This window comes from Pseudomonas sp. GV105 (assembly GCF_003058185.1).
Lineage (GTDB): Bacteria > Pseudomonadota > Gammaproteobacteria > Pseudomonadales > Pseudomonadaceae > Aquipseudomonas > Aquipseudomonas veronii.
Window position 1 is genome coordinate 212,944 of record NZ_QBUF01000013.1, and the last position, 13,123, is coordinate 226,066.

A 13,123-nucleotide genomic window follows, 5' to 3' on the forward strand; every position below is an offset into this window, starting at 1 on the left:
CCCCTCCCACATTTGAAGTGCATTCCAAGTGTGGGAGGGGCGGTGCGACGATTCGACTTGCCCCCGATGCTTTTAGAAGCTCATGTCGACCTTGGTCCAGAGCGTGCGCCCCGGCTCCTTGATGGCCTGCGGATCGTTGGCCGGGTAGCCGAACCCGGCGTTGCCGGCCAGGTTCAAATGCTCGGCGTAGGCTTTGCCGAACAGGTTGTCGACGCCGGTACTGACCTTGAAGTTTTTATTGATGCGGTACGCCGCATTCAGCGAGAACACGCCAAAGCCGCCGCTCTTGTCGTAGTCCTTGCCGACCACGTTGCCTTTGTTCTGATCGATGCGGTTTTGCGCGGCGACCACTCGCCACAGGGCGCCGGCGCTCCAGTCGTCCTCGCTGTAGGTCAGGCCCAGGCGCGCATCCAGCGGCGGCATTTGCGGCAGGGGCTTGCCGTCGCTGCTGTTCTTGCCCCAGGCGTAGGCGAGGGTGGCGTCGGCCTTCCAGTTTTGGGTCAGCTTGTACGCCGCACCCAGTTCGCCGCCCATGATCCGTGCGTCGACGTTGCGCGCCTGGGACGTGGTGCCCATCATTCCGGTCCGGTAGTCGAACAGGATGAAGTCGCGTACCTGCCCGACGTAACCCGAGGCCCAGGCTTCGAGGTCGGCGGTCTTGTATTGCGCGCCGAAGTCGAGCTGGGTGGTTTTTTCCGGTTTCACGCCATCGAACGCGTTGACCGAACCGGCCGCGCCGGTGTTGGGGGAAAACAGTTCCCAGTAGTCCGGGAAGCGTTCGGCGTGGCCTAGCCCGGCGTAGAGCGTGGTCGGGGTATCTGCCAGGTCGTGCTCGTAACGCATGAAGCCCGAGGGCAGGGTGTCGGCGCGGGTGTCGTCGGCGGTCGGGTTGGCGCGTGCCGACATGCCTGAGCCGATGGTCTGGCGGAAGTCTCGGGCCGAGGCGCGATCCAGGCGCGCGCCGGTGATCAGGCGGTCGCGGTCGGCGGCGTACCAGGTCAGCTCGCCGAATACGCCGTAGTTATGGAAGTTGGCGTCCTTGTTGCGCGGCAAATCCTTGTAGGTGTCGACGCCCATGCTGCTGCGCTGGCGGTGTTCGTTGGTCTGCGCATCCAGACCGCCGATCAGTTGCAGGTCGGCCCAGCGCCAGGTCGCCTTGATCCGCGCGCCGAGGGTGCGGCGGTCGACGTTGGAGGCCATGGGGCCTGCCATCATCCCGGTGCCCGACGGGACGCGCAGGCTGTAGTTGTCCATGACGTGGTCGGCGTAGTTGTAGTAGACCTGGGCCTCGACCTTGTCCAGCACCTCGCCGATATTGGATTTTTCGAAGCGCAGCCCCAGGCTTTCGCGCAGGAACTGCGAGCCATCCATGCCGCGCCCGGCGTAGCGCGCCTCGCCATCGCCGCGGCCGGCGGTGAGTTCGAGCAGGGTGTCGGCGTCGGGGGTGAAACCGACCGCGACGTCACCGTTCCACTTGTCGTAGCGCGAGGCGACGGTGTCGTTGTTGCCGTCCTTGTAGTCGTCGGCGTGCGCCTGGTTGCCGATCACCCGCACGTAACCCAGGGGCCCGCCGGCAGCGGCGTCGATGACTTTGTCGAAGCGCCCGTTGGAGCCGGCCAGCACGCTGGCGTTGAGCCGCGTGCCCAGTTCGCCGAAATGCTCGGGCTCGCGCTCGAACAGGATGGTGCCGGCCGACGCGCCCGGGCCCCAGAGCACGGTTTGCGGGCCTTTGATCACGGTGAGTGTGTCGTAGGTTTCCGGGGAAATGTACGAAGTGGGCGCGTCCATCCGGCCCGGGCAGGCGCCGAGCATCATGCTGCCGTTGGTGAGGATGTTCAGGCGCGAGCCGAACATGCCGCGCAGCACCGGGTCGCCGTTGGTGCCGCCGTTGCGCACCAGGGCGAAGCCGGGGATGGTCTTGAGATAGTCGCCGCCATCGCTGGCGGGCACCGGCTGGCGCGGGTCTTTCGGGTTGGTGACCACGGTCAGCGGCGAGCTGGGGGCGATCGCGGTGATCACGGTGGGGCTCAGTTCGTGCTCGGCGTGCTCATCGGTATCGGCATGGGCCTGTGGCATCAAGAGCGCGCCGCACAGAACGGCGAACACGGGAGTGCTTCCCAAACGGGTGTCAGCAGAAAACCTGGACATGAAAAATTCCATCTATCAATCGTAAACAACACGGCCAGCAGCCTGTGGCTGTCTGTCTAACGTCGGCCGGGGTGAAGTAACGGTGTCAAGTGCTTACGCGGCGATGGGTGGGGCACGGCTGCGCGCGCCGGGGAAAATGCTCTGCCGGGCATGGCCCAGGCGCGGTGAGGGGATGAGGGCGTTGGCCGGCGATGGGGCGCCGAGGGTGAGGTAGGACACGCTGCCGGGCAGTGCCGGGCAACTGAAGAGCAGGCTGCAATAGCCGCACTTTTCCCAGAGGACGTGGTGTTCGTCGGGGGCTTGTTTTTGAGGCGGACGGTGTTGCGGTTCGCCGTGGCACTCGGGCATGTCCATGGACATGCTCATGGACATACCGGCGTGCTGATTCATCGGCATCGCTTGGGAAATCAGCGGACCGATAAAGATCATCAGCATGGCGAACAGGCTGATCCAACTGCCGCGCTTAAGGCTCACGGGCCTGCGGCGCGGCGCGGACAACCTGGCGCGAGGGGCGCCCATCGAGTGTTGGCCTACTCGCCGTGTTTATGCTCGTGGGGCGCCATCGGCGGGACTTTCTGCACGGACACTTGCACCTCGACGTCCCCGGCTTTTTCGAAGGTCAGGGTCAGTGGGAAGTGCTTGCCGTCGGCCAGTACGCTGCGGTCTTTGAGGCCCAGCAACATCACGTGATAGGCCATGGGCGCGAAGGTCAAGTCACCCTTGGCCGGCACGGCAACGCTGGGCACTTGTTGCATCTTCATCAATGCGCCTTGCATCACATGCTCATGCAGTTCGGCTTTGTCCGCCACCGGCGTCTTGGCGCTGAGCAGGCGGTCCGGGGTTTCGCCGGTATTGTGAACCACAAAGTAGGCCGCGACGGTCGGCGCGTTGGGGGGCAATTCCTGGGACCAGGGATCGCTGACCAGCAGGTCGCCGGCCTTGAAGTCGTCGGCATTGGCAGCACTGAACACCGGCAGCAGCAATGCGGCCAGAAGCAGGGAAGATTTGAGCATGGCAGTTCTCCAGAACGGTTCTAAACGCAGTTCACTTGCGAAGACCATCAGACCGTTGGAGAGGCGCGCGGGTTAAGGCTCGGCCATTGCTGGCGCGGCGTCGGGGACTGCAATGACGGCGGCGGCAGGCTCTGCGCCGCCTCGAACCGCGTGACATACAACTGCGGCACATGCCCCGGCAACGCCACCAACGGCGCCGAGCCCGAGCAACACCAGCAATGCTGCATGGCGGAATGATCGTCCTGCGCCGGTGCCGGAATGTCCAACTTGCCCAGGGCAACGGTTTTCAGGCTGGCGCCATTGGACGAACAGAAACTGCCCCACAACAGTTGCTGCGCGGGGTCCTTGGACTGCTGCATCGCCCCGGCCAGCGGCATGGCAAAGGCGTTGAACAGCACTGCAAAGCAGGCGATCCAGACGATTGCAAAGCGTTGACGGGCCATGGCGGACAATCCGTAGGGTTAAACGATCAGGCGGGTATTTAGCCTGATCGGGGGGGATAAGTAAAAAGTGGCGGTGTGGTTTGGTGTCGCAGTGTGTCAGAGCGCGGTGGCGTGAAGCTTGAGGCCCAGCGCTTTCATGACTTTCATGATAGTCGCGAACTCGGGATTGCCAGTGCTGGAGAGGGCTTTGTACAAACTTTCTCGTCCCAGGCCGGCGTCGCGAGCGACTTGGGTCATGCCTTGGGCGCGAGCGATATCGTTCAACGCTGTGCGAATCAACAGACCGTCGCCAGCATCTTCTTCAAAGCAAGCATCCAGATAGGCGGCCATCTCAAAAGGAGTCTTAAGGTATTTTGCGGCATCGAAACGGGTAAAGGATTCGCTCATAAGTCACTCCTTGCGGCCAAGATTTTTTGCCATGTGTATTGCACGCTGGATGTCTCGGCTTTGTGTTGATTTGTCGCCGCCCATCAGCAGCAGATAAACCACCTTGTCTCGGAGAGTGAAGTAAACCCGATACCCGGGGCCTTGGTGGATTCGCATTTCGCAAACGCCCTCTCCTACAGCCTCACAGTCGCCGAAGTTTCCTGCTTGCGCCATGCGCAGCCTTGTCACAATGCGTACTTTTGCGAGCGGATCGCGCATTGCTTCGAGCCATTTGACAAACTCAACGGATTCTTCGAACTCAATCATCGCAAATCGTATTTCTTGGGATACAGGATGGCAAGTTGCGACGCGCTGCAACTGCAGTGCATCCCCATCGCGGAAGCGGGTGCAAAACCGCGAGAGGGGAGGTTAGGGCGGGAGCTTTTGGCTGAACTAGCCGGCTGGTTCGGAGTTGGTCGTAAGGTGAATCGTCTTTCTGCTGGGTAAACCAAACAGTGGGTGTTTTGGCTAGGTCTTCGTACAAACAGAAACGTGCGACACCTTGTTTGAGGTTGCTGGTCGCAAACGTGATCGCTAGTCTGCGGACATCGATGCAAACTCAGCGATCATGCGACTGCTACGCCGTTGAACGGGAGCAAGTTCCCACATTGGCGAGGTGTCGTTTAGCGAGACGATATTGCCTGTAGCACCGCAGCCACGGCTGTAAATTCTCGATCCGCCGTAGCCAACACCGGCCGCCTCAACACCAACACCGGCACCCCTCGCTCGCGCGCCACTTCCAGCTTCGGTTCGGTGGCGGTGCTGCCACTGTTCTTGCTGATCAGCACATCGATCTTTTGTCGTTCGAACAACGCACGCTCGTCTTCGATCAGAAACGGCCCACGCGCGCCGATGACTTCGCAGCGTTCATTGCCCGGATACACCTCCAACGCGCGCAGTGTCCAGAATTGCTCCTGCGGGATCTCATCAAGATGCTGCAACGGCTCGCGGCCCAAGGTGAACAGCGGGCGCTTGAAGGGTTTCAGGGCCTCGATCAGCTCGGCCCAGTCAGCGACTTCGCGCCAGTCATCCCCCGCTTGCGGTCGCCATGCCGGGCGGCGCAGGGCCCAACACGGCACACCGCACAACCGTGCTGCCTGGGCGGCGTTTTGGCTGATCTGTGCCGCATACGGGTGGGTGGCGTCGAGGATCAGGCCGATGTGTTCGTCGCGCACGAACTGCGCCAACCCTTCAACCCCGCCGTAGCCGCCGACACGCACCTGGCAGGTGAGGTCGGTCGGCACGCGGCCCACACCGGCCAGACTGTAGATATGTTCGGGGCCGAGGGTGCGGGCGATGGCGAGGGCTTCGGTGACGCCGCCCAGTAGCAGGATCGGTTTCATAGGGGCTTGATCACGTCCAGCAGGGTGATCGGCAGCGCCTGGCGCCAGGTGTCGAATTCACCGAGCGGCTGGGCCTGGGCCACGTGGAGGCGGGTCAGTTCGCCGCCGTGTTGGGCGCGCCAGGCCATCAGGGTCATTTCGCTTTGCAGGGTCACGGCGTTGGCGACCAGGCGGCCACCGGGGCGCAGGTGCTGCCAGCAGGTCTCGAGCACGCCGTCGCGGGTGACGCCGCCGCCGATGAAGATCGCGTCGGGCGTTTCCAGGCCGCCGAGGGCCGCGGGTGCGGTGCCGCGCACCAGTTGCAGGCCGGGCACGCCGAGGGCGTCGCGGTTATGTTCGATCAGGCCTTGGCGGCCGGCATCGGCTTCAATCGCCAAGGCGCGGCAGCTCGGGTGGGCGCGCATCCACTCGATGCCGATGGAGCCGCTGCCCGCACCCACGTCCCAGAGCAATTCGCCGGGCAGTGGCGCCAGGCGGGCCAGGGTCATGGCGCGCACGTCGCGCTTGGTCAGTTGGCCGTCGTGTTTGAATGCCACATCCGGCAGGCCGGCGAGGCGCGACAGGCGTGGGGCATCGGCGTCGGCCAGGCAGTCGATGGCGACCAGGTTCAGATCGGCGACCGCAGCGTGCGGCCAAGCGTGGGCCACGCCATCGACACGCCGCTCAGCCGCGCCGCCCAGGTGTTCAAAGACGCTGAGGCGGCTCGGCCCAAAGCCGGATTCAGCCAACAGCGCGGCAATCGCGGCAGGGCTCTGCCCATCGTTGCTCAACACCAGCAAGCGCACGCCGCTGGCCAGATGTGCATTCAACGCCGTCAAGGGCCGGGCCACCACCGATAACGTCATCACGTCCTGCAACGCCCAGCCCAGGCGCGCCGCCGCCAGCGACACAGAGGAGGGCGCCGGCAAAATCAGCATCTCTTCAGCCGGCACCTGCCGCGCCAGGCTGGCGCCGACGCCGTAGAACATCGGGTCGCCGCTGGCCAGCACGCACACCGGTTCACCGCGTCGCGCCAATAGCGGCGCCAGGGAAAACGGGCTCGGCCACAACTGGCGTTCGCCGCGCACGCACACTGGCAACAGGTCCAATTGGCGCTGGCCACCGATGATCCGCGCGGCACGCAACACGGCGTGCCGGGCGTTTCTGCCGAGCCCTTTGAAGCCGTCTTCACCGATGCCTATTACCGTCAGCCAGGGCGACATATGAATTCCTTGAACGACATCCGACGGGCAGGCTTTTCATGCCGTCGGACAAAGCAGGCATAATACCGCGCCTTGACCCGCGAACCGGTAGCCCCGTGAACCCAATCCCTGCTCTGAACACCTTGCGCCCCTCGGCTTGCCCGGGGTTGCTGCGTATCGTCCAGGCGTTGGACGGCGGCATTTGCCGGATCAAACTGGCCGGCGGCGCGATCAGCGCCGCACAAGCCCATGCCGTGGCGGACGCGGCCCAGGCCTATGCGGGCGGGGTGATCGAGGCGACCAACCGCGCCAACCTGCAGATCCGCGGGATCGGTGCCGAGCAGCAGGCTTTGATCGCGATGCTCCTTGCCGCAGGCCTCGGCCCCAGCACCGCCGCCGGTGACGACGTGCGCAACCTGATGCTCAGCCCCAGCGCCGGTATCGACCCGCAGATGCTGTTCGATACGCGCCCGCTGGCCGACCAGATCCTCGCCACCCTGCAAAACCACACGCGCTTCCACGAGCTGTCGGCCAAGTTCGCGGTGCAACTGGATGGCGGTGAAGCCCTGGCGATGCTCGAACATCACCATGACCTGTGGCTGTCGGCCTTTGAGCAGGGCGGCGAAACACTGCTCGCGTTCGGCCTGGCCGGCTGCCCGGGGTTGGATGCGCCGTTGGCGGCCGTGCGCTTGGAGCAGGGGCATGCCTTGGTGGTGGCGGTGTTGGAGCGGTTTCTGGACCTGGCCACGCCGGCGCAAACACGCATGCGTCATCTGCCTGTGGATAACTTCCTGGTCGGGCTGGACCTGCCGTTATTGCCGGTCGATGGCTTCAAGCGCCCGGCCAGCGGGGCGTGGCTGCACCTGGGAAGTTATCCACAGCGTCAGCACGGTCGGGTCTACGTGACCGCCGTGACGCCGCTGGGTCGACTCGACGCCTCCATGCTCAAGGGCGCAGCGCAACTCGCCGATGAGTATGGCGACGGCACGCTGCGCTTTACCCCCTGGCAAGGCCTGCTGCTGCCCAACGCCAAATGCCAGGATGCCGCCGCGATCACCGCGCGCCTGGAACAGCTGGGCTTCCTCTGCTCGGCCGACCAGCCGCTGGCGCAGCTGATCGCCTGCACCGGCTCCAGCGGCTGCGGCAAAGGCCTGGCCGATACCAAGGCCGACGCGATGCAACTGGCCGCGCTGCGCCCCGGCCACGCGGTACATCTGTCTGGCTGCGCGCGTTCCTGCGCCGCCGCGCACATCGCGCCGGTGACCTTGCTGGCGGTCAGCCCCGGCCATTACGACGTCTATTTTCGCGAAGCAGCCCAGCCCGGTTTCGGCCGGCTGCACGCGCGCACTCTTTCTATTGAAGCGGCGGGCGCCCTGCTGCGCGCTCACCCACGGAGCAACACCGATGATTGATTACATCCGCGACGGTCAGGAGATCTATCGCAACTCCTTCGCCATTATTCGCGCGGAAGCCAGGTTGGAGCGCATCCCGGCCGACCTGGAAAAACTCGCGGTGCGCGTGATTCATGCCTGCGGCATGGTCGAGGCGATCGACGGCCTGCAGTTCTCCGCAGGCGCAGGCAAGGCCGGGCGCGAGGCGCTGGCCGCGGGTGCGCCGATTCTGTGCGATGCGCGGATGGTGTCCGAAGGCGTGACCCGTGCGCGGCTACCGGCCAACAACGAAGTGATCTGTACCCTGCGCGACGAACGCGTGCCGGCGTTGGCGCAGAAGCTGGGCAACACCCGCTCCGCCGCCGCCCTGGAACTGTGGCGCCCGCACCTGGCCGGCAGTGTGGTGGTGATCGGCAATGCGCCGACCGCCTTGTTCTACCTGCTGGAAATGCTCGACGCCGGCGCGCCGAAACCGGCGTTGATCCTTGGCTTCCCGGTGGGCTTCGTCGGCGCCGCCGAATCCAAGGCGATGCTGGCCGCCGACAGCCGTGGCGTGCCGTTCGTGATCATGCAGGGCCGCCTGGGCGGCAGTGCGATGGCGGCCGCGGCGGTCAATGCCCTGGCCACGGAGGTCGAATAATGCCGGCACGCGGACGTTTAATCGGCCTGGGCGTCGGCCCCGGCGACCCGGAACTGATCACCCTCAAGGCCCTGCGCCTGCTGCGCGAATCGCCGGTGGTGGCGTACTTCGTGGCCAAGGGCAAAAAGGGCAACGCCTTCGGCATCATCGAAGACCACCTGGTGGCGCAGCAAACCCTGATGCCGCTGGTGTACCCGGTGACCACCGAAGCGTTGCCGGCGCCGCTGTCCTATGAACAGGTGATCAGCGATTTCTACGACAGCGCCAGCCAGGACGTCGCCGCGCACCTGGACGCCGGCCGCGATGTGGCGGTGATCTGTGAAGGCGACCCGTTCTTCTACGGCTCCTACATGTACCTGCATGACCGCCTGGCCGAGCGCTACGAAGCGCAGGTCATCCCCGGCGTGTGTTCGATGCTCGGTGGCGCCTCGGTGCTCGGCGCGCCGCTGGTGTATCGCAACCAGAGCCTGTCGGTGCTGTCGGGGGTGCTGCCCCATGAAGACCTCAAGCGTCGCCTGGCGGATGCCGATGCGGCGGTGATCATGAAGCTGGGGCGCAACTTCCCCAAGGTGCGCCAGGTGCTCGAAGAACTCGGCCTGGCCGAGCGTGCGCTGTATGTGGAGCGCGCGACCATGGCCAACCAGAAAATCGTCCCGCTGGATCAAGTCGAGCCGATGTCCTCGCCGTATTTCTCGCTGATCATCGTGCCCGGTGAACGGTGGCAAGGTTGATGCGCCCGGCGATCGTCATCCTCGGGCAGGGCAGCCTGGCCACGGCGCGCAGGATTGCGCAGGTGTATCCGGGCGCGGTGATCCACGGCCTGCTGGGCCGGGTCGACGGCGCGGACCAGAGCTACCGCGAATTCGGCGCGACCCTGCGCCAGCTCTATCAGCAAGGCACGCCGCTGATCGCGCTGTGCGCCGCCGGTATCGTGATCCGCACCCTGGCGCCGCTGCTGCTGGAAAAAGGCGAAGAGCCCGCCGTACTGGCCGTGGCCGAAGACGGCAGTGCGGTGGTGCCGTTACTCGGTGGCCTGGGCGGGGTGAATGACATGGCGCGGGAGATTGCCGCGGCGTTGGGCGTGGCCGCCGCGATCACCACCAGTGGCGAGCTGCGTTTCGGCACGTGCCTGCTCAACCCTCCGGCCGGTTATCAACTGGCGGACCTGGAGCTGGGCAAGCGCTTCGTCAGCGACCTGCTTGCCGGCGAAAGCGTGCGTATCGAAGGCGCGGCGCCGTGGCTTGACCAGGCCAACCTGGCGCAGGACCGACAGGCGCGCCTAGCGATCCACGTAGGCAGCGCCGAGCGCGTGCCGGCGGCCAACGAGTTGCTGATTTATCCACAGAGCGTGTGCGTCACCTGCAAGCCCGGCGCGCAATTGGCGCAGCGTGTGCGTGGCGCGTTGCATGCCTCGGGGATTGCCCTGCAGTCACTGGCCTGCCTGTTGGCCAGCGATACCCAGATGGCCGAACCGTCGTTGCACGAAGCAGCGTTGGAATTAGGCGTGCCGCTGCGTTTCGCCGAGGTGGAGCAAGCGGCGGACATCGTTGTTTCGGTCGCCGAGCAGCCCTTGGACGTGTCCCAGGTCGGTCGCCCGCGTGGCCGCCTTGCGGTGATCGGCCTTGGCCCTGGCGCCGCCGACCTGATGGTGCCGGCGGTGAAGGCCGAACTGGCGCGCTGTACCGATGTGCTGGGGTACGAAACCTACGTCCGCATGGCCGGGCCGTTCCGCGACGATCAGGTGCAGCACTGCACCGACAACCGTGAAGAAATGCAGCGCGCCCGCCACGCTTTCGCGCTGGCCGCCCAAGGCCGTTCGGTGGTAGTGGTGTCGTCCGGCGACCCTGGTGTGTTCGCCATGGCGGCGGCGGTGATCGAGGCGCTGCACGAGTCCGACGACCCGGCCTGGCACCAGGTCGAGCTGGAAATCCTGCCGGGTGTTTCCGCGTCCCTGGCCACCGCGGCCCAGGCCGGCGCGCCGTTGGGGCACGACTTCTGCGTGATGTCGCTGTCGGACAACCTCAAGCCCTGGTCGATCATCGAGCAGCGCCTGGACCTCGCGTCCCAGGCCGACCTGGCCCTGGCGTTCTACAACCCGATCTCGCGTGCGCGGCCGTGGCAACTGGGGCGTGCCCTGGAGATTGTCGCGCAACACCGCAATGCCGCAACGCCGGTGGTGCTGGGCCGCGATATCGGGCGGCCGGGCCAGACCCTGCGCGTGACCACGCTGGGGCAACTGACCCCGGAACAGGTGGACATGCGGACCATGGTGCTGATCGGCTCGTCCACCACCTGCGCGTTCCCGCGCGCCGGCGGCGGTGAGTGGGTGTACACGCCGCGCTGGTATGGCGAAAAACCGGCCTCCTGAAAAGCGCCGCGCGAGCGCCGGAAAGCTCCGAATGACGCTGGGTGAACACCTGCCGTGATTCGGGGCTTTTTCTTTTTTTATCGATGAAATCCGGAACTGCCCGTGGGGCGCCCAACGAATGCTGGGCTGCGCTGCGCGAGCGCTGCCGGCAAGGGATGTTTGTCGTGTGGAAAGCCCGTCGGCGCCTGGACTAGTGTGGACACACGCCCCATGTGGGGTGCTTGTGGAGAACTGAAAATGGAGCGACATCACAGAAGGATCAACAGCACCAAGCGGCGCAAATTGATTGCCGCCTATAAGCTGCCCGGCGCGCCGGGGACGCACGCGGCTTTACCGCTGGATACCGAGGACGGCTGCAACGCGGCGGTGGTCAACAATGGCGTGATCTCGTTCGCCGACGGCCTGAGCGGCCTGAACCGCGAATACATCCGCAAAAGCTATCTGTTGGCCAGCAGCTACGTCAGCGATGTCTTGAAGATCAGTCGCGGCACGGAGGGCTGGTACGACGAATTTATCAAGGTGATGATCAGCCTGGGCTGGCTGCCGGTGCGCAGCCGGTTCGAGCGGGTCTCAAGCGCCGGCAAGGGGCTGACGGTGCAACTGGCGGCGCTGAATATCATCGCCACCCTGCTGGCCTCGACCTCACTGGCCGGGCCTCTGCTGACGGCGCTGCCGAAACTGGCCGCCGATGCGCTGGAAACATTGAAACAGATGCCGGCGTCATTCGAGCTGTTCAAGCGCAACAGCAGCGTGCATCAGGGGGGCGATTTTGGCTTGGCGTCCTGCGCCGAAACCGACGGCGAAGTCATGATGGTGCTGGTGACCTACAGCTCCCATGGCGTCAGCAAGCACGTGGGGCTGCCTTTTCTTGAGTGGGACAGTTCCTCGTTCGAGGCCTTCAGCGGGCAAACCTGCCTGGTGCTGAATACCTCGGTGGTCAACGAAAAAACCATCCAGTTGATGCGTGAGAGTGCGGGCGACAAGGTGCAACTGGCGATCGCCAAATACCGGATCTAAGGCACCAGGTAGCCGCGCACCCCGGTAAAGATGATTTGTGCGGCCAAGGCGCACACGAACAAGCCCATCAAGCGACTGACAATCTGCAAGCCCTGGTCACCGAGAATCCGTTCGATACGGTTGGACAAATACAGCACCACGCCCACCGTGAAGCTGGCCAGGGCGATGCTGAGGATGGCGGCGATTTTGTCGTCCCAATGGGGCTGGCTGACGCCCATCACCAGCAGCGCCCCGATGGTGCCGGGGCCGACGGTGAGGGGAATGGTCAGCGGCACGATGGTCACGTCCTGCTGCACGTTATCGGTCTGCACCGCCGACTTGCCCTGCGCCATGCCCAGGGCCGAGATGAACAGCACGCTGCCGGCGCCGATGCGGAAAGCGTCCACGGTGATGCCGAACACGCTGAAAATCACCCGGCCGAACAGGTAGAGCAAGACGCTCGACACCAGCGTCGCCAACGCCACTTTCCAGGCCAGGCGTCGCCGTTCCTTGCTCGAATAGCCGCGGGTCAGGCTGATAAAACAGGACAACACGAAGAACGGGCTGTAGAGCACCAGCATCTTCAGGTAAACGCTGAATAACACGTGGAGCATGGGGGTGGCTCGCGACAGAAGGAGATTGGCGGAGTCTATCAGGCGACAGAGATCAAATGTGGGAGGGAGCTTGCTCCCGATAGCGGTGTGACCGTCAGCTTATTTGTAACTGTTCCAGCGCTATCGGGAGCGAGCTTGCCATCGCCGGCTTTCAGTCGATGCGTAGGTGACTGGTCCACCGCCATCGGGGGCAAGCCCCCTCCCACATAGGATCTGTGGTGTTCATCCATTGTGTGGCAGACGCAGGCTCAGTGTGGGAGGGGGCTTGCCCCCGATGGCGGTGTGACCGTCAGCTTATTTGTAACTGTTCCAGCGCTATCGGGAGCGAGCTTGCCATCGCCGTCTTTCAGTCGATGCATCGGTGACTGGTCCGCCGCCATCGGGGTGTACAGACGGAGACATCCTTTACAAACGAGACCGGGGACATCCTTTACGTTTCTGGGTGCTGGACAGCCGGCTTGCACTGCTGTCTAGCCTACCCAGTGGATAGTTACATAGGTACATGTCCCACACGTTGTCGTCCACTTCTCGCAGTCCAACGGACTCTCCTACCAGTGACT

At 64.6% G+C, this 13,123-nt stretch carries 14 protein-coding genes; 5 read left to right on the top strand and 9 right to left on the bottom strand.

Annotation, left to right across the window (positions count from 1 at the left end; all coding sequences use genetic code 11):
* Positions 1-72: 72 nt before the first annotated feature.
* The 8 genes from C8K66_RS24115 to cbiE all read right to left on the bottom strand — a co-directional run bounded on the left by C8K66_RS24115 (position 73) and on the right by cbiE (position 6,575).
* Entirely contained in the window at positions 73-2,148 is a 2,076-nt protein-coding gene (locus C8K66_RS24115; RefSeq protein WP_026140374.1) for a TonB-dependent copper receptor, read from the bottom strand.
* A 93-nt stretch (positions 2,149-2,241) separates the two neighbouring features.
* A complete protein-coding gene (locus C8K66_RS24120; RefSeq protein WP_108526128.1) occupies positions 2,242-2,667 on the bottom strand; it encodes a DUF2946 domain-containing protein in 426 nt (141 codons plus the stop codon).
* 11 nt (positions 2,668-2,678) lie between these two features.
* Entirely contained in the window at positions 2,679-3,161 is a 483-nt protein-coding gene (locus C8K66_RS24125) for a copper chaperone PCu(A)C (protein ID WP_046384861.1), read from the bottom strand.
* A gap of 47 nt (positions 3,162-3,208) precedes the next feature.
* Entirely contained in the window at positions 3,209-3,604 is a 396-nt protein-coding gene (locus tag C8K66_RS24130) for a DUF2946 domain-containing protein (protein ID WP_046485671.1), read from the bottom strand.
* A gap of 96 nt (positions 3,605-3,700) precedes the next feature.
* Complete coding sequence (locus C8K66_RS24135) at positions 3,701-3,991, bottom strand: addiction module antidote protein (protein ID WP_046485673.1); 291 nt, start codon at positions 3,989-3,991, stop codon at positions 3,701-3,703.
* Between the two features lie 3 nt (positions 3,992-3,994).
* Complete coding sequence (locus C8K66_RS24140; RefSeq protein WP_108526130.1) at positions 3,995-4,297, bottom strand: type II toxin-antitoxin system RelE/ParE family toxin; 303 nt, start codon at positions 4,295-4,297, stop codon at positions 3,995-3,997.
* A 356-nt stretch (positions 4,298-4,653) separates the two neighbouring features.
* Complete coding sequence (locus tag C8K66_RS24145; protein ID WP_108526132.1) at positions 4,654-5,373, bottom strand: cobalt-precorrin-6A reductase; 720 nt, start codon at positions 5,371-5,373, stop codon at positions 4,654-4,656.
* Positions 5,370-6,575 carry a precorrin-6y C5,15-methyltransferase (decarboxylating) subunit CbiE gene (gene cbiE, locus C8K66_RS24150; protein ID WP_108526134.1) on the bottom strand — a complete coding sequence of 402 codons (1,206 nt, stop codon included), beginning with the start codon at positions 6,573-6,575 and terminating at the stop codon, positions 5,370-5,372. Before cbiE ends, C8K66_RS24145 begins: the two co-directional genes overlap by 4 nt.
* Before the next feature lie 38 nt (positions 6,576-6,613).
* On the opposite strand from cbiE, the gene cobG reads away from it, so the two are divergent.
* The 5 genes from cobG (at position 6,614) to C8K66_RS24175 (ending at position 11,970) form a co-directional block, all read left to right on the top strand.
* Positions 6,614-7,966, top strand: coding sequence for a precorrin-3B synthase (gene cobG / locus C8K66_RS24155; RefSeq protein WP_046384856.1), 1,353 nt, complete (start codon positions 6,614-6,616; stop codon positions 7,964-7,966).
* Positions 7,959-8,585, top strand: a complete 627-nt coding sequence (locus C8K66_RS24160) for a precorrin-8X methylmutase (RefSeq protein WP_046384855.1) — start codon at positions 7,959-7,961, stop codon at positions 8,583-8,585. The genes cobG and C8K66_RS24160 overlap by 8 nt, the downstream gene beginning before the upstream one ends.
* The gene (locus C8K66_RS24165; protein ID WP_017849677.1) at positions 8,585-9,316 is read left to right on the top strand and encodes a precorrin-2 C(20)-methyltransferase; all 732 of its coding nucleotides are present in this window, start codon (positions 8,585-8,587) and stop codon (positions 9,314-9,316) included. The genes C8K66_RS24160 and C8K66_RS24165 overlap by 1 nt, the downstream gene beginning before the upstream one ends.
* Complete coding sequence (cobJ, locus tag C8K66_RS24170) at positions 9,316-10,953, top strand: precorrin-3B C(17)-methyltransferase (RefSeq protein WP_108526136.1); 1,638 nt, start codon at positions 9,316-9,318, stop codon at positions 10,951-10,953. Before C8K66_RS24165 ends, cobJ begins: the two co-directional genes overlap by 1 nt.
* A gap of 237 nt (positions 10,954-11,190) precedes the next feature.
* Positions 11,191-11,970 carry a hypothetical protein gene (locus C8K66_RS24175; protein ID WP_046384853.1) on the top strand — a complete coding sequence of 260 codons (780 nt, stop codon included), beginning with the start codon at positions 11,191-11,193 and terminating at the stop codon, positions 11,968-11,970.
* Here C8K66_RS24175 and C8K66_RS24180 read toward each other — a convergent pair.
* The gene (locus tag C8K66_RS24180; protein WP_017849674.1) at positions 11,967-12,563 is read right to left on the bottom strand and encodes a MarC family protein; all 597 of its coding nucleotides are present in this window, start codon (positions 12,561-12,563) and stop codon (positions 11,967-11,969) included. The two genes, C8K66_RS24175 and C8K66_RS24180, sit on opposite strands and share 4 nt — an antisense overlap.
* Positions 12,564-13,123 lie beyond the last annotated feature (560 nt).